Source organism: Klebsiella sp. X1-16S-Nf21 (assembly GCF_002837615.1).
GTDB lineage: Bacteria > Pseudomonadota > Gammaproteobacteria > Enterobacterales > Enterobacteriaceae > Klebsiella > Klebsiella variicola.
Map to the genome: position 1 here is coordinate 19,442 of NZ_PJDK01000031.1, position 17,275 is coordinate 36,716.

The following is a 17,275-nucleotide window of genomic DNA, read 5'->3' on the forward strand; positions in this document are numbered from 1 at the left end:
ATGCGGGATACTTACCTAACGACGGGCTGTTACCTTATCGAACGTTCAAGGAAAATACAGGAGGGATAACGGGCAACTTACTCCGTATCACGACGCTATCGCCTCCCTTATTTTTTATTGATGCAACGGTTGGTCGCAGGCCGCGAGGATTGACTCATGCATCGCTTCGGAAAGTGTCGGATGCGCAAAGATCATCGACAGGAGACTTTCATCTGTGGCCTCCAGGTGACGGGCGATGCCAAACCCCTGGATCTGTTCCGTGACCTGTGCGCCAACCATATGCGCGCCCAGCAACTCGCCGGTTTCAGCATCGAAAATGGTCTTCACAAAACCCTCTGTCTCGCCGCTGGCCAGCGCCTTACCATTGCTCTGATAAGAGAACTTACCGATCCTGACGGGCCGTCCCCTGGCCAGGGCCGTCGATTCCGTCAGGCCGAGACTGGCAACCTGGGGCCGGGCATAAGTGCAACCGGGCACATAGTCGCGATCAAGCGGGTGGGTGCCTTCGACACCAGCCAGTGTCTCAATGCAGATCACGCCTTCGTGGCTGGCCTTGTGCGCCAGACACGGCGGGCCGGCTACATCGCCGATGGCATAAAGCCCAAATACGTTAGTGCGACAAGCCGCGTCCGTCTTGATAAAACCGCGGTCTAACTCGACGCCCAGTGCTTCCAGCCCCAGATCTTCAATATTCGGCTGTACGCCAACCGCCAGCAGCACACGTTCGACTTCCAGGAAAGATTCGGCGCTCGTATTTTTCATTGTACAGCGCACCCCGGTATCGGTGAGCTGTACTTGCGTTACCTGGGTCTGGGTATGGACCTGAATCCCGCGCTTTTCGAATGACTTACGCACCGCCGCTGACACTTCGGCATCTTCCACTGGCAAAATCTGCGACGCTAGCTCGACCAGCGTCACTTTACAGCCCAGATCGTTATAAAGGCTGGCGAACTCGACGCCAATCGCGCCTGAACCGATGATTAATAGCGACCTGGGCAATCGCTTAGGCTGTAGTGCCTCGTAATAGGTCCAGATATGTTCGCCATCTGGCTCTATGCCTGGTAATGCGCGTGGTCGGGCGCCCGTGGCCAGGATCACGTGATCGGCCCGGTAATCGTGCGCTTCCCCCTGGGCATCCGCTACCGTTATTTGTCCCTTACCGAGCAGCCGCGCGGTACCATCAATCACCCTCACGCCATTTTTCTTCAACAGATACTCAACCCCGCCGGTGAGCTGTTGCGAAACGGCACGGCTAAACTGCACCAGTTTCTGCAGATCGACATTCACCTCACCCACGCTGATACCCAGCTGACTGGCATGGGTGATACTGTGCGCGACCTCAGCGCCATGCAACAGCGCCTTGGTTGGAATGCATCCCCAGTTCAGGCAGATGCCGCCCAGATGTTGTTTTTCCACTAAGGCGGTACGAAGACCTAGCTGGCCGGCACGGATGGCGGCCACATACCCCCCAGGCCCCCCGCCGATGATCAGCACATCGTAATTATCGTGCATAGCTCGTCTCCTGGATAAACATCAGGGTTGGGGTTTCAGTCAGTCGCTTGAGTTCCCGGAGAAAAGCTGCACCTGCCGCCCCATCGATGACCCGGTGATCGCAGGATAGCGATACCGTCACTTGGTGGCGCGCGACGATTTGCCCGTCGCGTACTACCGCCCGCATCTCGCCGGTGCCAATGGCGAGGATTGCGCTTTGCGGTGGATTGATGATGGCGTCAAACTGCCGGATGCCGAGCATCCCCAGATTTGACACGCTAAAGGTCCCCCCCTGGAACTCTTCCGGCTTCAGCGTGCCCGCTTTGGCCCTGGTCACCAGGGCGTGAATTTCGGCCGATATGTCGCTGATCGATTTCCGGTTCGCCGAGCGAACAATGGGGGTAATTAGCCCGTCAGGCAGCGCAACGGCCACTGAAATGTCGGCATCCACAAAGCGGCGGATACTTTGTGTCGCTTCATCAAACTGGATGTTGACGTCTGGCACGGCCACCAGCGCCAGGGCACAAGCTTTCACCAGCAGGTCGTTAACCGAAATCTTGACACCGGGTACTTCGCGGTTAATTTCCTGACGAAACGCTAACAGTCGTTCCAGATCGATATCGACACTCAAACGGAAATGGGGAGACTGTTGCTTAGAGGTTTGCAAGCGAGAAGCGATAGCCCGCCGCATACCGGACATGGGGATGCTCTCAAAGGATGTCGGGGCACTCTCCTGCACAGGGCTGGTCTGCGGGGGCCCGTCGAGCAACAACGACGCAGCCAGCACATCATCGCGACTCACCCGACCGCGTGAACCGCTGCTTCGGCAGTCATGCAAGTTGATACCCAGCTTGCCGGCCAGGCGGCGCGCCAGCGGGGTGGCCGATACCTGGCTATCATCGGCATGCGAGCGGGGCGCTTTGCTGCGACGAACGGGTGGCGTCGGAGAGGCCAGGCGACCGCCGGCGGCAACGATCGCGCTTTCCAGATCAGAAACAGAGATACGATCCCCGCGTCCGCTGCCGCGGACCTTTTTCAGGTCGACACCCCAGCGGGCAGACAGTCGTAACGCATGGGGCGTGGCATTAACCTGAGTCACATCAGTCACGCCTTGCAGACTGACGGGAATGACGGTCTGCCCAATAGGGGGCTCCGGACTGTTGGATGGCGGCGAAACAACGGAAGGTGGCTTACCGCCTGCCTGTGCCGCTACGTCCGGCGCGGCAGCCTCCGGGCCAGGGGCTGCGGGTTTTACTGTAGCCAGACTGGCAGCGAATTCGTCCAGTTCAGCATCGCTGACCGAAGCGTCAGCCACCAGAGCCAGCACGGCGCCAACCTGAAGCGTCTCACCCTCCCGGGCGATTATCCGGCGTAATGTACCGGCAAAAGGTGCCTCCAGCACATTGACGATTTTACTGGTTTCAATCTCACAGATTTCCTGCCCTCTGGTGAAATCGTCACCCTCCTGGATTGCCCATCGAGCGAGCAAGCCTTCCTCCATGGAAAGCCCCCACTTTGGCATTTCAAGCGTCTTGATTTCGCTCATAGGTTAATCCTCCAGCACTTGACGGACGGCGGCTTCGATACGTTCAACGCCAGGGATCCAGAGTTTTTCGAGAGCAGGGGAGAACGGGACCGGCGTGTGTGGCGGCGTCACCAGCAGAACAGGCGCTTTGAGGAAATGGAATGCCTGGGACGCAATTAGCGCCGCGACATCATGAGCAAAACCGAAGCGTGCAGCGGATTCGTCGACAATCACTACCCGCCCCGTGGAAGCCACCGATTCCAGAATCCCTTCCTCATCCAGCGGTGAAATGGTTCGCGGGTCGACCACCTCGACCGAGATCCCCTCTCTGGCCAGTTTGTCCGCCACCTGGTTTGCTTTATGTACCATTGCCGACAACGCAATGATGGTGACGTCCTCTCCTTCGCGCGTGTAGTTGGCTACACCTAGCGGGATGGTATAGATCTCGTCCGGTACCTCGCCCTTGAGGTCGTACAGCATTTTATGCTCGCAGAATACCACCGGGTCGTCGTCGCGAATGGACTGGATTAACAGACCCTTGACGTCATAAGGCGTCGAGGGCACCACCACTTTCAGTCCAGGCGTGGTGGCAAAGATATTATAGGGTGACTGTGAATGCTGGGCCGCGGCGGAAAACCCTGCGCCGATCATCCCTCGCATTACCAGCGGAGCTCTGGCTTTGCCACCAAACATGTAGCGGAACTTAGCCGCCTGGTTATACAGTGCATCGTGGCTCACACCAAAAAAATCCATGAACATCAGTTCCGCGACCGGCCGCAGCCCCGTCGCTGCGGCGCCGGCCGCCATACCGATGATGGCTGACTCGGTAATGGGCGTGTCGATCACCCGATCGGAGCCGAACTGCGTCCACAGCCCTTTAGTGACACCCAGCACACCGCCAAAGGCTTCAATCTTTGCCTCTTCGGGCGCATTTCCGCCATGACCGCCACGCAAGTCTTCACCGATGAGTACCACGCGTTCATCGCGCTCCATTTCCTGAGCCAGGGCTTCCTTGACCGCTTCACGATAGGTTTTTATTGTCATGGTTATCACCCTCAGTATGAGACGTACACGTCTGTCAGCAGGTCTTCCGGAGCCGGGTAGGCAGCGGCGCGGGCCTTCAATACGGCATCGTTGACCAGGGCTTCTACTTCCTCGTCAATCGCCGCCAGTTCTTCCTGGGTGATATGCTGCTTGACCTTAGCGGTGAAAATCTTCAGCGGATCATGTTGTTCACGCAGGCGTTGCACTTCACCTTCCGCGCGGTATAGCGCGGGATCGCCCTCAAAATGACCATGCCAGCGGAAGGCTTTGGCCTCAATGACGCTTGGGCCACCGCCTTCTCGCGCACGCTTGACCGCCTCTGAGGTTGCCTCATAAACGGCAAAGAAATCGGTGCCATCGACGGTCACTGCCGGCAGGCCGAAGCCAGCGGCGCGCCGGGCGATATCACGCCCACCCACGGCGTAGTCATGGCCGGTCCCTTCGCCGTAACCGTTGTTCTCGAAAATAAAGACGGCTGGAAGCTGGAGCACGACGGCCATATTGATGGCTTCAAAGACCAGGCCCTGATTAGAACCCCCATCGCCCGTAAAAGAGACACCGACGTTGCCGGTTTTTAGCGTTTTTGCCGTTAGCGCGGCGCCGATGGCCAGTGGAGGGGCTCCCCCAACGATAGCGTTCGCCCCCAGCATTCCTTTCGACAGATCGGCAATGTGCATCGAGCCACCCTTACCGCGACATAACCCGCTGTCCTTACCGAATATTTCGGCCATCATGCCGTGAATGTCACAACCTTTAGCAATACAGTGGCCATGTCCACGGTGTGTTGAACCAATGAAATCTGCGCTCGTTAAATTTTCGCAGACCCCCACCGCGATGGCCTCCTCACCGGTATAAAGGTGAATGAAGCCCGGAATATCACCGCTGGTATTTTCCTGATGCAACCGCTCTTCAAAGGTCCTGATCTCCCGCATCTTGCGGTAAGCCTGCAATAACGCCTGTTTGCTGAGCATCGTTTAATTCTCCTCAATAAAGGTCACCCAGGCGGGGCCAACAGACAGGGCGAATAACCCTGGCCACACCCATGCAATGAATCTACGAGCGGTTAGAGAGAGTGCGAAGCCACCTTCATGGGGGGGTAGGTGGGGGTTTTCATGCTTGAGGTCAAACTTTCTAAATTTTGTGTGGCCATAAAGTTTGCCTGCCCCATGTCATCCCGGTGGCTGGCGTACAATTGAAAAAAACAAAACGAGTAGACACCACGGATGAAGCCATTGGATTTAGAAGGTCGCCAATCACCCTCACTGGTCTCCGGGCCATTGCGGCTGACGCGAGGCTTGCCGTTAATCCTGACCAAATTCGTCCCGCCTCGCTCCTCAATACAATTGCTGGAGCGCCCCCGGCTTCTTCAGCTTCTCAGTCCCGTTCAGCAGTGCCGGTTGGGCGTCGTCTGCGCCGGCGCTGGATTTGGCAAAACCACGCTGTTGGCGCAATGGCATCAGCAGATGGTCGCCCAGGGTGAACGTATCGCCTGGCTGAGCCTCGATGAGGATGATGATGACGTATGGCAGTTTATTCCTTATCTGCTGCAAGCATTGCGTCCACTCTATGCTGACTGGGACGCCGATTTCTGGCGTGACATGGAAGAACAGAAGCTCTCCAGCTCCGAGCAACTGCTGGCCGGGCTCATTAACCAGCTACACTATTGCCCGCATGACGTATACCTGATCATCGACGACTTCCACGTGATTAACGATCGTGGGGTCTATGAAGCGCTGGGGTATTTAATCAAGCATGCGCCTGCCGCTTTGCATCTGATCATTGGCAGCCGTTTCCACCCGAATCTTGCGCTGAGCCAGCTGCAGGCCCAGGACCAACTGGTGGAAATCTATGATCGAGACCTGCAATTCACGCTCGAAGAAACAAAACACTATTTTAGCCGCACGGTTGCGCTACCCCTCAGCAACCACCATGCACAGCGGCTACAGTCCGTGACTGAGGGCTGGATTGCAGGGATGAAGATCGCTTCATTGTCCGCAGAATTACAGCATGATCCCGAGCATCTGTTGCGCAATATGCATGGAGGAACACGGTCCATTGCCCGCTATCTGAAAGAGGTGGTACTGGATCCGCTGCCGGAAGAGGTTCTCGATTTCCTGGTAAAAACGTCCTTCCTCAGTCGGTTAAATGCCGAATTATGCAACGCAGTGACAGGACGAGATGATAGTAAAGCGATGCTGACATGGATTGAGCGACACAACCTTTTTTTGTCAGCCCTTGACGAACAAGGCTACTGGTTCCGCTACCATCCTCTGTTGCAGGAAAATCTTCGGACCATGCTGCAGCAGAACAACGATATTGATCGCAAACAGCTACATGAATTAGCCAGTCATTGGTTCGTCGAACAGAAATTGTGGTCTGAAGCGGTACGCCATGCGCTCAGCGCAGGCAAGCCGGTGCATAGCCCCGTACAGGACGGCGCAAGCGCTCAGTCACTGGCGGAAGAAGGGGATATCGATACCTTGATCTCATGGATGCATCATTTACCGCCCAGTACCGATCCTTCGCGCATAGACCTGCAAATTAATCTGGCCTGGGCACTGGCGCATTATTTCCACTTTGATGAGTCGAGGCAGCTGCTTGATAACCTCGATCAGATGGTACTTCATCATCGTGAGGATTTAACCCGCAGCACCTGGTGTAAATTGCGGGTTGTGCGGGCAATTTGCGAAGCCTTTGCGGAAAACATCCCGGAGAGTCTGGCTATTGTTCAGCCGTTGCTGGCCGAAGTGCCCTGCGGCGACACCTGGGTTGATGGTCTGATATGCAATATTCTCAGCTATTGCCATGTTGTTAACCAGCGCTATCACGATGCGCTGGAGGTTCAACAGCATATGCCCTCTCCGGAAAGTCCTTTAGATAATCTGTTTGTCTCGGTTTATCGCGCTTTTATCATTGCCCAGTGCCATCTTTGTCAGGGCGATCTGGGTAAAGCCGGGTGGTACGCAGAGAAAACGTTGCGCCAGGCTGAATGTTATACCGGTACCCAGTCGACCAGTGGCGCGACGCTGGCGCCGCTGCTGGCGGAGATAGCCTATGAATGTCAGAGTGGTGACTCGCCCGATCATCTGTTAGCCGACCGGCTCGAATTCATCGACCGATTCAGTCCACCCGATGCGCTGAGTCGTTGCTATACCTATCTCGCGCGTCAGGCTCTGGATGGCGATATGCCGTATGAGGCCGAGCGATTGCTGGAGCATGCGCAGCGTCTTGCCGTGTCTCGCGGCTGGCAACGTCTCCAGGCCATGATGTTAGCCGAGCAGGTGAGAGTGCGACTGCAGCACGGCAATGTCACAGGCGCAGAGCAACTGCAGCGACAACTCGAACAAATGGCCGCCAGCTTCAGAATGGATGCCGAACATCCCTGTCAACGCGCTATCGTTCTGTCTGCATCCCTTAGCCACTGTCGCCTTCTTCTCGCCAGAGGCCAGGCGCCGCAAGCCTGTATTCTCCTGGCTTACATGGTCGCTGATCAGGAAAACCGGGGGGACAGGTTAACCGCAGCGCGTCTGCGTACGCTCTGGTCATTGGCCTTGTGGAACAGCGGCAAAACTGCGGCAGCGCGCACGACATTTCAGCCAGTCGTGCAGCTGGCTGAACAACAGCATCTCACGGGCCTCTTTCTTGACGCTGGCGATACCTTGCAACCTTTGCTTGCCGGTATGAATGAATCCTCTTCGGCTGGTAAAGAGGAAGGGGGAGTGCATGAACCCTGGGCCGACAAGCGCGCGCCTGCAGACGGCACACCGTTTAATAGTGGAAGCCCCGATATTCATGGCGAGCTGAGCGAGCGAGAGTTGCAGATATTACAACTGATCGCTGAAGGTCAGATGAATAAAGAAATTGCTCGCTCTCTCGCTATTTCTGCCGAGACGGTCAAATGGCACATCAAAAACATCTACGCGAAGCTTAAAGTGAATAGCCGCACTCAAGCGATGAGCCGGGCGCTGGAGATGAAATTACTAGATTAACGGTTTGAACAGGGGGCAGTTTTGATGTCCTTGCTCAGCGATAAGTGCGTTGAGTTTAAGGGGGCGACGCAAGGGGAAAGCAACCCTGGTGTAAACCCAGAGAGGCTTTTATCTTGATGTAGAGTGGTACTGTTTTCCGGGAGGAGATCAATTAAACCGTTTTCTCATGCTTATGACTGGCATAAGCGGGGGGCATTATCCTTGCACCAGAGATAATAGAAGCGCCTGAGCAGTTCTTGTGGCCAGGCTGGTTCGCCGGACATCTCGGCCATTTCCAACCCTTCGCCGCACTGTTTGAGGCAGGCGGCCATAATATCCCAGGTAAATTCCGGGTGGAACTGCACCGAATACGCCGTGTCGCTATAGCGCAGAATCTGGCAGACGTCCCGGGTGGAAAAAGCCAGTACGCTGGCACCTTCCGGCGGCCGTAGCACGGTTTGCCGGTGAGAAAGCCAGGCCGCGAAGCGACCGGGACATGTCGTTAGCAGCGGGGCAGTGCTGTTTTCGGCGATCTGGATCAGCTGAAGCCCGTGCTCACTCCCCTGCGGGTTATCCGCAACCAGCCCTCCCAGCGCGTGGGCAATCAGCTGGTGGCCATAGCCGACGCCAAGCAATGGCAGGTTCAGGGCGTGGGCGAGGCGTATCCATTGCGCGGTCTCCTCGCTCCACGCCAACCGGTCGGTGACCATCGCCCAGGAGCCGCTGATGATGGCGCCGCAGATTGTGTCGATAGCGGGCAGGAGCTCATGGCGATCCGGGCGAAAAACCCGGTACTCCCCGCGGTTTAAGGCGAGCACCTGAACGAACCATCGGCTTTGCTCGCCTGCCTCCTGGCGGATGACCGCCGGCGGATCGCCCATTTGAATAATCGCCAACGGCCTGGCCATCTTAATCCTGCAGATAAAAGTCGATGCTGGAGTTCAGTACCGGGCGAATAATCCCCGTCTGTATCGCAAAGTCGCCGAACGCCTCATCCGGGTTATCCGCCTGCGCCCAGGCGCTCAGTAACGCGTCAAGGTCGCGGATAATCTCCTCAAGCGGCTGGTTCTCTTTATAGAGGCGAGGAATACGCGTTCCCTCGCGGTTGCCGCCGAGGTATATGTCATAGCGGCCCACGGCACGGCCGACGAGGCCGATTTCGGCCAGCATCGCCCGGCCACAGCCGTTAGGGCAGCCGGTGACGCGAAATATCACGTCCCGATCGGCAATCCCGTTACGTATTAAGATAGCGTCAAGGCGATCGACGATGTCCGGCAGCACGCGTTCGGCCTCGGCCATCGCCAGCGGACAGGTGGGATAGGAGACGCAGGCCATCGCGCTTTTTCGCTGCGGCGATACCGTGTCATCAATCAGGGAATAGCGCTGCGCCAGTGCGTCAATCTGTGCTCGGTTGCGCTCGCTGACGCCGGCGATAATGATATTTTGATTGGGGGTTAAGCGAAAATCGCCCGTGTGGACGGCGGCGATGGCGGCCAGGCCCGATTTGAGCGGCTTGCCGGGCTTATCAATCAACCTGCCGCTGGGGATAAACAGGGTGAGATGGTGCTTACCGTCGATCCCTTCGACCCAGCCGATACGATCGCCGCGACTGCTGAAAGCGTAAGGGCGCAGCGGTTGGAATGCCAAGCCTGCCCGCAGCTCGACTTCCGCTTTAAACACCTCAATGCCGAGTCGATCGATAGTATATTTTGTTTTAGCGTTGCGTCGATTTGCGCGGTTTCCCAGGTCTCTTTGGGTGGCGACAACGGCGGTGGCAACCGCCAGCGTAGCGTTCAAAGGAATATACCCCAGCTCCGTCGCCAGGCGCGGATAGGTACTCTGATCGCCGTGGGTCATCGCGAGGCCGCCGCCTACAAGCACGTTGAAGCCCGTCAACTGCCCATTGTCGCCGATAGCGATAAAGTTAAGATCGTTGGCGTGTAAATCGACGTCGTTTTGCGGCGGAATGACCACCGCGGTTTTAAATTTGCGCGGCAGATAGTTGTTGCCCAGAATGGGTTCTTCTTCCGGCTGTGCGATCTTTTCACCGTCCAGCCAGACTTCGGCATAGGCGTTTGTTTTCGGCAACAGATGCTCCGATATCTTTTTAGCCCACTCGTAAGCCTGATGATGAAGCCTTGACTCCACCGGATTTGAAGTACACAGCACGTTACGGTTGACGTCGCCCGCCGTCGCCCGCGAATCGAGACCCAGCTGATGCAATAGCCGATGAACCGGCTTGATATTGCGTTTTAGCACGCCGTGTAGCTGCAGTGCCTGGCGGTTGGTGATGCGGATGCTGCCGTAAAGCGTATGCTGCGACGCAAACTCGTCAATCCCCAGCCACTGCTGCGGGCTGATGATCCCGCCGGGTAAACGCACCCGCAGCATCACCGTATGCAGCGGTTCCAGCATTTGCGCCGCTCTTTCCTGGCGAATATCGCGATCGTCCTGCTGGTACATACCGTGGAAGCGGATCAGCTGAAAGTTATCGCCGAGAAATCCGCCGGTTAATTCGTTATGCAGATCTTCTTTAATCGTGCCGCGCAGAAGCTGGCTCTGCTGTTTCAATCGTTCATTATCCGAAAATTCATCATTGCTCATTATAGTGTTCTCAACAGAGTGCGGGTTAATTCACCCGAAAATACCAGTGAATTACATCACAGCGGATCCTTCACCAACATGAACAGTTTGTTTGTTAATCGATATAACAGTTGTTATAACCACTGATTCTAATTGATTATTATTCGTTCTGAGTTATTTTTCCGCTATTCGTTAGCGATTATTTTGCTAATGGTTGAGCGCATCGCCGATAGATGGTATCAGGGAGGCAGTGATATTGGGGGGCAGCGCGCAGCGATTTATTTTTTATGTGCTGCGACTGCCGGCAGGCTATGTAAGGCAGGAGTGGTATGGATATAGATGCTGAATCTGATTGATAAACGCATGTTTACTTTTGAAATTATATTTAAGGTAGGCCGAGTCGGCATCCTCAATACCGAGGATGATATCCATCATCGCATATTCGATTTTTTTATGGCTGATAAAGGTGTTGACGGTCATTCCGGTTTGTTTTTTGAAAATGCGATGCACATATTGCCGGGAAACTTGCAGATATTCAGAGATATCATAAACTGAAATGTTATTCTTTATATTTTGATAAATATATTGTATGGCGGAATTAACCAATGTCTGGCTGTTGGATATTATGCTGTCGGAGAGTTGAACATGGTGTTGCATAGATACTACTTCTTTTTTAACTATATCTTTTTTATTGTAGGTAATTTAAAACAAAACGAAATATACAATGTTGTGGTTTTTATGGATAACAGTATTACGAGTCCGTGATGATCGAGATTTTAGCGCAGGCGTTTTGTCGGCGTCATTTCCGCTCGCACAGCAGAGTATGGCCTGAAGCATGGCCGATCGCAATCAACCATGCTGCAGCAGGGGCGAGTTAAACGATTTCGTTTATCTGCAGATAATTCCGGCCGTGAAATTGCTGAGCGGCGGCGTTGTCCCGGCACTGCTGACTGTAGCGGCCGGGGGTGACCCCTGTGATGCGTTGAAATGCGCGATTAAACGCAGCCTGGGATAGATAGCCGACTCGTTCCGCGCTCTGCGTCAGGCTTACACCGCCGGCGATGTGCTGGCAGGCCAGTGCAATGCGAATATGGCGCACAATTTCTGCAGGTGACAGCGGCGAAACCTGGTTAAAGCGCTGAATAAACCACGAGCGCGACAGGCCCGATGCGCGCGCCATGGCTTCCACCGTCCAGGGGCGTGCCGGAAACAAGACAATCTCCGCCATCAGATTGAGGAATTCTGTTGTCAGCGGAATATTATCCAACGGCGTCTTCACCGTATGGCTGGATAAATAGTGGCGGATCACCATAAAAAAGAGTAATTCCGTCAGCGAAGCGATAAGCTTTTCACTGCGTAGCGCCGTCTGTGTCGCTTCCCGATTAATCACCGCCACCAGTTTGCCGATGGAGCCGGACCGGTCGTCCTGTGCTTTAAATACGATAACCTGCGGCAAAAAGCTCAACAGCATCTGGCTAATGGTGGTTTTAAAGGTAATAAAACCGCAGGCTAATGCGGTGCTGGTCTCATCTTTGTAAGTCAGCGGCTGCATTTCCTGCACCGGCGCGCGGTAGGCGCTTTGCGCATTTTCATGGGAGGAAAGAACGAATGGACAATCCTGTAAAATAAAAACCATGTCGCCTTTTTCAAGACGTAACGCGCTGGAATGCTGGGCGCAATGCAGCCAGCAGTGCCCCTCCATCACCAGGTGATAGCTGGCCTTTCCACTGCCCGAAGTGCCGCCTTTCCACGAGCCGCAATACTTGCCCACATGGAAAACGGAGTTCTCAATGCTCAGATTATCTAATAACCATTCGCTATTTAGCATAGTAAAAAAGAATAAATAAAGGACGAATGAACAATAATCAACTTTTTATCAGTATTGCTCCCCATGTTCAATAAAAACATACTGATTGTAATTTAACAGGAGGCTAATTATGACAAGAGTTACCTTGCAGACCCTGGCAACTGCTCCAGAGGAATCAAAAACTTATCTGGAAAATGCCCGGCGTTCTTCAGGATTTATTCCCAACTTATTACTGGCGCTGTCTAATTCGCCGCAGGCGCTGCAAACATATATAACAGTTGGCGCTATAAATAATAATAACAGTCTATCCGCAGCGGAACGAGAAACGGTGCAATTAATTGCTGCAACTGTCCATGGTTGCGGTTTTTGCGTGGCGGGACACAGCGCAACGGTCGAAAAGAAAAAGATCATGCCTCCGGCCGATTTACAGGCGCTACGCAAGCGGCAGCCGCTGCCAGACCCGCATCTTGAAGCCATTGCCAGCTTCGCACGCGAAGTCATCGCCACGCGCGGCGCGGTTAGCGAGGCGGCATGGCAGGGGTTTCGCGCGGCGGGTTACGGCGAGCGCCAGGCGCTGGATGTGATCCTCGGCGTCAGCTTGGCCACGCTGTGCAACTTCGCCAATAGCCTGGCGCAAACGCCGCTCAATACCGAGCTAAGTCCGTGGGCCTGGTCCGACTAAATCTGGCCCGTTCTCTGCTGAAGGAGAGTACGCATGCTACATCATTCATTACGCGAGTGGCTTGACGACCGGGCGGCGGAACTCGACCGTTCCAGTGAACTTAGCCACGCGTTATTGCTAAAGCTGGCGCAAGCGAACCTGTTTCGTATCGGGATCGCGCCGGCGCTCGGGGGCAGCGGCGGTACGCTGCTGGATGCGATTGATGCCATTAGCGCGGTAGCCCGCCATTCGCTGACGGCGGCGTTTATGTTTTGGGGACACCGTACCTATATCGACATCCTGACGCAGGCGCCACAGAGCGCGTTATGCGATCGCATATTGCCCGATCTGCTGGCCGGCCAGCTGGCGGGGGCGACGGGTTTATCCAACGCGATGAAATTCCTCTCCGGGCTCGAAGAGCTGCAGATCGGCGGCGTAGCTGACGGGAAGGGGGGCTGGCGGCTCTCCGGGCAGCTTCACTGGGTTACCAATTTACAAACCCGCGGTTTCCAGGCGGTGACGGTTGTTCAGCCTGTTGGCGGCGGTGAACCGTTCATCGCCAGCATCGGATCCGGCCTTGCCGGCGTGTCGCGCTCTGCCGATCTTGCGCTGATGGCGATGCAGGGCAGCGCCACGGCGGCATTGCACTTTGACGATGTCGCGCTGGAAAAAGACGGGGTGATCCATTCTGCCGCCCGGACGTTTTTGCCCGCGGTGCGCCCGCGTTTTCTCGGTTTGCAGTGCGGCATGGCGCTAGGGCTGGCCGAATGTATTCTTGACGAGTGCCGCGACCGATTAAGCGACGGCCATGTGCTGCGCGGGGAATGGCAGACGCTGGCACAGCGCTATCGCCAGATCCGCAGCGACCTTTACGCCGGTGTGGAAAGCCAGCGCTTTGTACAGCAGCCCGGTGAACTGTTCCGGCTACGTATCGGGCTGGTCGAACTGGCGATAAACGGCATACAGCTGGAACTCATGCTCGCGGGAGGGCGGGCCTATCTATCGCCGCAGGGCGATCGGACCGCGCGCCGCTGGCGCGAATGTGCTTTCCTTCCGCTGGTCACCCCCAGTGTTGTGCAGCTGAAACAGCAGCTGGCAAGGCTGCCGGCATGAGCGTGTTACTGCATGCCAGCCACCTTGAGGTGGGGTATCACCGCGGGCAGGCAACGACCCGCCTGCTGCAGGATTTCAACTTTTCGCTGGCGGAAAATGAAATTGTCGCCGTAGTGGGAGCCAGCGGCGTCGGGAAGTCGAGCCTGCTGCGGATCCTCGCCGGGCTGGAAAAGCCGCTGGCTGGAGAGGTGAACTACCTCGGCCAGCCGCTGGACGGCCCGCATCCCCACCTTTCGGTGGCTTTCCAGGACCCCACGCTGCTGCCCTGGCGCACTCTGGAACAGAATGTCGCTTTTGGCCTCGATTTCCGCCATCAGCCGCGGCTTGAGGCGCACGAACGTCAGGAACGCGTGCGGCAGGCGATTGCGTCGGTCGGTCTGATTACCCATCTCAGCAAGCTACCGACCCAGCTTTCCGGCGGGATGGCACAGCGCGTGGCGCTAGCCCGATGTCTGGCGCGGCGGCCGAAAGTGATGCTGCTTGATGAGCCGTTTAGCGCGCTGGATGAAGTCACCCGCCATGATATGCAGCGGCTGCTGATCGCCGTGCTGAATCAACACCGGATGTCGGCGCTGCTGATTACCCATGATATTGATGAGGCGCTGCTGGTGGCGGACCGGGTTATTTTGCTGGGCGGCGCTCCGGGCCGCCTGATGGGCGAATGGCGCCCACAGATCCCGCATCCGCGTGATAATGCGCTGGAGGCGCTCGCTGCCCTGCGGCTGGACATATTGAAGAAACTGCGTGATGTGCGCGCGGATACCGATGCGGAGAAACGCTATGTGCCTGATGTGTGATGCGATGTCGCGCCGCGACTTTCTGAAATTGAGCGCGCTGCTGAGTGCTGGAGCCGCACTACCGCTGGTAATGCAACAGCAGGCGCGCGCCGCCGCTGAACCGGACGCGCCGGTCAGAGTCGGCTATCTGCCGATCGTCGACGCGGCGCCGCTGCTGGTGGCGCACGGGCTGGGCCTGTTCGACAAGGCCGGGGTGAAAGCCGAGCGTCCGGTGATGTTCCGCAGCTGGTCGCAACTGACAGAGGCATTTATCGGCGGCCGGGTGAACGTGATTCATATGCTTTCGCCGGTAACGATTTGGGCGCGCTACCAGGCGAAGCTGCCGGCCAAAGTGGTGGCCTGGAACCATACCAACGGTTCGGCGCTGACCGTAGCGCCGCAAATTAGCCGCGTCGAAGAGCTGGAGGGGAAAACCGTCGCCGTACCTTTCTGGTACTCAATACACAACGTGGTGCTGCAGCAAATATTGCGCAGCGCCGGGCTGCAGACAGTCACCAGCGCGCCGGGGAAAAAACAGGTTCGCCTGCTGGTACTTTCACCCGCGGATATGGTGCCCGCGCTGGCGGCCGGGCAGATTCAGGGTTTTATCGTCGCTGAGCCCTTTAACGCGCTAGCCGAAACACGCCATGTCGGGCGGATCCTGCGCTTTACCGGCGATGTCTGGCAAAACCACGCCTGCTGCGTGGTCATGATGCACGAAAGCGATCTCAGCATGCGCCCGGCATGGAGCCAGAGCGTGACCGACGCGCTGGTTAACGCCCAGCAGTGGATCCGCCAGCACCGGGCGGAAACGGCCCAGTTGCTGTCGCACAGCGACGAACATCGCTATACCCCACACGACGCCGACGTGCTTCGCCAGGTGCTGCTGCCGACGCCAGCGATGCAGGCTAGCTGGCAAAAGGACGGCGCTATCCGCCACGATGCGTGGCACCAGCAGCGGATTGATTTCCAGCCATGGCCGTACGCCAGCTATTTCGCATCGCTCACCGACCAGCTAAAGCAGACGGTGATGGAGGGCAATAGCGATTTTCTCGCCCGACTCAACGGGCAGCAGGTCGCCGCCGATCTGGTAGCGTCGGATTTCGTGCGTCAAAGTATCGTCCGCGCCGGCGGTATGACCGCGTTTGGTCTTCCCGACGGCGCGTTTGACCGTGAGGAAACGATCGCGCCATGAAACCGATTTTAATCCGTATTGGCTGGGCGCTGCCCGGTCTGGCGCTGCTGCTGCTGATCTGGGGGGCAATCACTCACTTTGCCGGCGGAATGGCCGGGCTATTCGCGCCGGAAAACGCCTTGCGTAGCCTTCAGGAGATGCTTGCCCAGGGGGAGCTGGTGCGCAATATTGCCATCAGCTTGTCGAGGGTGGCGGTTGGCTTGGGGCTGGCGCTGATCGTCGGTATCCCGTGCGGCTTGCTGATGGGCTGCTCGGCGGCAAGCGAACGCCTGGCGATGCCGGCTCTGCAGTTTTTGCGTATGATCTCGCCGCTCTCGTGGATGCCCGTCGCCGTGATGCTGCTGGGGATCGGCGATCGGCCGATCTGGTTCTTGCTTAGCTTTGCCGCCGTGTGGCCGGTGCTGCTCAATACCGCCAGCGGCGTCAGGCAACTACCGCCCGGCTGGCTGCTGCTGGCCCGTTCGTTGAGCGCGACGCGCCGGGAAACGCTTTGGCATATTATTCTGCCCGGTGTTCGTGCCCATATTCTCACCGGCGTCCGGCTGGCCATCGGCATCCTGTGGATTGTGCTGGTGCCTTGTGAAATGTTGGGGGTCAGCTCAGGGCTGGGCTATGCCATTCTTGATGCTCGCGACCGGCTGGATTATTCCGCCCTGATGGCGGTGATTGTGACTATTGGCGCGATCGGCTTTTTGATGGACTGGCTGGCCAGGTATTTTATCCATACGGTTAGCGCCTGATCGCCCTTAACCCTCTGCCGAGGGCGAATGTTCTCGGCATGCCGTAGCGTACCAGCCCATCGGCATGGAAATCAGGGACGGTGCTTGCATGGATTGGGTCAGCCCAGCCACCTTGCGGCGTACGCATCTGAACTCGAGGCTGTACCTTCCCACAGATATAGCCCGGCAAGCCTGCTGGACTGACCCCGAACTATCCGCTTTGTGTAAGCAACGGCGCTCTAAACACAGGAAGGCTATTACCATGTTATAACAGCGCTGGAGCTGAAATGACTCTCTTACAGGACCGGCTTTCTGGCGGTCCCTCTGAAACCTGATCAGGCAATAAACCTCTTCGAAACCCTAACTCTTCTGTTAGATACAAGAGAGAGCGTT

14 protein-coding genes are annotated in these 17,275 nt (G+C 56.7%); 6 read left to right on the plus strand and 8 right to left on the minus strand.

The features are described 5' to 3' along the window. Positions 1 to 114: 114 nt before the first annotated feature. From lpdA to CW267_RS15495, 4 genes are read right to left on the minus strand one after another with little or no spacing between them, the layout of a single operon-like run. The gene (gene lpdA, locus CW267_RS15480) at positions 115 to 1,512 is read right to left on the minus strand and encodes a dihydrolipoyl dehydrogenase (protein WP_100781126.1); all 1,398 of its coding nucleotides are present in this window, start codon (positions 1,510 to 1,512) and stop codon (positions 115 to 117) included. Continuing rightward, a complete protein-coding gene (locus CW267_RS15485; protein WP_049157695.1) occupies positions 1,502 to 3,037 on the minus strand; it encodes a 2-oxo acid dehydrogenase subunit E2 in 1,536 nt (511 codons plus the stop codon). Before CW267_RS15485 ends, lpdA begins: the two co-directional genes overlap by 11 nt. 3 nt (positions 3,038 to 3,040) lie before the next feature. Then, positions 3,041 to 4,060, minus strand: a complete 1,020-nt coding sequence (locus CW267_RS15490) for an alpha-ketoacid dehydrogenase subunit beta (RefSeq protein ID WP_002889881.1) — start codon at positions 4,058 to 4,060, stop codon at positions 3,041 to 3,043. Between the two features lie 11 nt (positions 4,061 to 4,071). After that, positions 4,072 to 5,031: a thiamine pyrophosphate-dependent dehydrogenase E1 component subunit alpha gene (locus CW267_RS15495; protein WP_002889884.1), complete on the minus strand. Its 960-nt coding sequence runs from the start codon at positions 5,029 to 5,031 to the stop codon at positions 4,072 to 4,074. A gap of 252 nt (positions 5,032 to 5,283) precedes the next feature. Between CW267_RS15495 and CW267_RS15500 the strand changes: the two genes are divergently transcribed. Further along, positions 5,284 to 8,049 carry a LuxR C-terminal-related transcriptional regulator gene (locus CW267_RS15500; RefSeq protein WP_100781125.1) on the plus strand — a complete coding sequence of 922 codons (2,766 nt, stop codon included), beginning with the start codon at positions 5,284 to 5,286 and terminating at the stop codon, positions 8,047 to 8,049. Positions 8,050 to 8,219: 170 nt separating this feature from the next. On the opposite strand, the gene CW267_RS15505 is transcribed toward CW267_RS15500, so the two are convergent. The 4 genes from CW267_RS15505 to CW267_RS15520 form a co-directional block, all read right to left on the minus strand. Continuing rightward, positions 8,220 to 8,936, minus strand: coding sequence for a glutamine amidotransferase (locus tag CW267_RS15505; protein ID WP_008805288.1), 717 nt, complete (start codon positions 8,934 to 8,936; stop codon positions 8,220 to 8,222). A gap of 1 nt (position 8,937) precedes the next feature. Then, positions 8,938 to 10,632, minus strand: coding sequence for an assimilatory sulfite reductase (NADPH) hemoprotein subunit (cysI, locus tag CW267_RS15510; RefSeq protein ID WP_008805289.1), 1,695 nt, complete (start codon positions 10,630 to 10,632; stop codon positions 8,938 to 8,940). A 288-nt stretch (positions 10,633 to 10,920) separates the two neighbouring features. Beyond that, the gene (locus CW267_RS31705; protein ID WP_008805290.1) at positions 10,921 to 11,268 is read right to left on the minus strand and encodes an AraC family transcriptional regulator; all 348 of its coding nucleotides are present in this window, start codon (positions 11,266 to 11,268) and stop codon (positions 10,921 to 10,923) included. Between the two features lie 217 nt (positions 11,269 to 11,485). Then, the gene (locus CW267_RS15520) at positions 11,486 to 12,439 is read right to left on the minus strand and encodes an AraC family transcriptional regulator (RefSeq protein WP_008805291.1); all 954 of its coding nucleotides are present in this window, start codon (positions 12,437 to 12,439) and stop codon (positions 11,486 to 11,488) included. Positions 12,440 to 12,548: 109 nt separating this feature from the next. Here CW267_RS15520 and CW267_RS15525 point away from each other — a divergent pair, with 109 nt between their 5' ends. The 5 genes from CW267_RS15525 to CW267_RS15545 are packed head-to-tail and all read left to right on the plus strand — an operon-like array spanning position 12,549 to position 16,903. Continuing rightward, entirely contained in the window at positions 12,549 to 13,100 is a 552-nt protein-coding gene (locus tag CW267_RS15525; RefSeq protein ID WP_012542773.1) for a carboxymuconolactone decarboxylase family protein, read from the plus strand. 33 nt (positions 13,101 to 13,133) lie between these two features. After that, on the plus strand, positions 13,134 to 14,192 hold the full coding sequence (locus tag CW267_RS15530) for an acyl-CoA dehydrogenase family protein (protein ID WP_008805293.1): 1,059 nt from the start codon (positions 13,134 to 13,136) through the stop codon (positions 14,190 to 14,192). Further along, positions 14,189 to 14,989 carry an ABC transporter ATP-binding protein gene (locus CW267_RS15535; protein WP_008805294.1) on the plus strand — a complete coding sequence of 267 codons (801 nt, stop codon included), beginning with the start codon at positions 14,189 to 14,191 and terminating at the stop codon, positions 14,987 to 14,989. Before CW267_RS15530 ends, CW267_RS15535 begins: the two co-directional genes overlap by 4 nt. After that, positions 14,973 to 16,163, plus strand: coding sequence for an ABC transporter substrate-binding protein (locus CW267_RS15540; RefSeq protein ID WP_048267475.1), 1,191 nt, complete (start codon positions 14,973 to 14,975; stop codon positions 16,161 to 16,163). Before CW267_RS15535 ends, CW267_RS15540 begins: the two co-directional genes overlap by 17 nt. After that, a complete protein-coding gene (locus tag CW267_RS15545) occupies positions 16,160 to 16,903 on the plus strand; it encodes an ABC transporter permease (RefSeq protein ID WP_008805296.1) in 744 nt (247 codons plus the stop codon). Before CW267_RS15540 ends, CW267_RS15545 begins: the two co-directional genes overlap by 4 nt. Positions 16,904 to 17,275 lie beyond the last annotated feature (372 nt).

Coding starts and splice junctions, on each gene's coding strand:
- lpdA (WP_100781126.1), bottom strand. CDS start 1,512: ATGCACGATAATTACGATGTGCTGATCATCGGCGGGGGGCCTGGGGGG.
- CW267_RS15485 (WP_049157695.1), bottom strand. CDS start 3,037: ATGAGCGAAATCAAGACGCTTGAAATGCCAAAGTGGGGGCTTTCCATG.
- CW267_RS15490 (WP_002889881.1), bottom strand. CDS start 4,060: ATGACAATAAAAACCTATCGTGAAGCGGTCAAGGAAGCCCTGGCTCAG.
- CW267_RS15495 (WP_002889884.1), bottom strand. CDS start 5,031: ATGCTCAGCAAACAGGCGTTATTGCAGGCTTACCGCAAGATGCGGGAG.
- CW267_RS15500 (WP_100781125.1), top strand. CDS start 5,284: ATGAAGCCATTGGATTTAGAAGGTCGCCAATCACCCTCACTGGTCTCC.
- CW267_RS15505 (WP_008805288.1), bottom strand. CDS start 8,936: ATGGCCAGGCCGTTGGCGATTATTCAAATGGGCGATCCGCCGGCGGTC.
- cysI (WP_008805289.1), bottom strand. CDS start 10,632: ATGAGCAATGATGAATTTTCGGATAATGAACGATTGAAACAGCAGAGC.
- CW267_RS31705 (WP_008805290.1), bottom strand. CDS start 11,268: ATGCAACACCATGTTCAACTCTCCGACAGCATAATATCCAACAGCCAG.
- CW267_RS15520 (WP_008805291.1), bottom strand. CDS start 12,439: ATGCTAAATAGCGAATGGTTATTAGATAATCTGAGCATTGAGAACTCC.
- CW267_RS15525 (WP_012542773.1), top strand. CDS start 12,549: ATGACAAGAGTTACCTTGCAGACCCTGGCAACTGCTCCAGAGGAATCA.
- CW267_RS15530 (WP_008805293.1), top strand. CDS start 13,134: ATGCTACATCATTCATTACGCGAGTGGCTTGACGACCGGGCGGCGGAA.
- CW267_RS15535 (WP_008805294.1), top strand. CDS start 14,189: ATGAGCGTGTTACTGCATGCCAGCCACCTTGAGGTGGGGTATCACCGC.
- CW267_RS15540 (WP_048267475.1), top strand. CDS start 14,973: ATGTGCCTGATGTGTGATGCGATGTCGCGCCGCGACTTTCTGAAATTG.
- CW267_RS15545 (WP_008805296.1), top strand. CDS start 16,160: ATGAAACCGATTTTAATCCGTATTGGCTGGGCGCTGCCCGGTCTGGCG.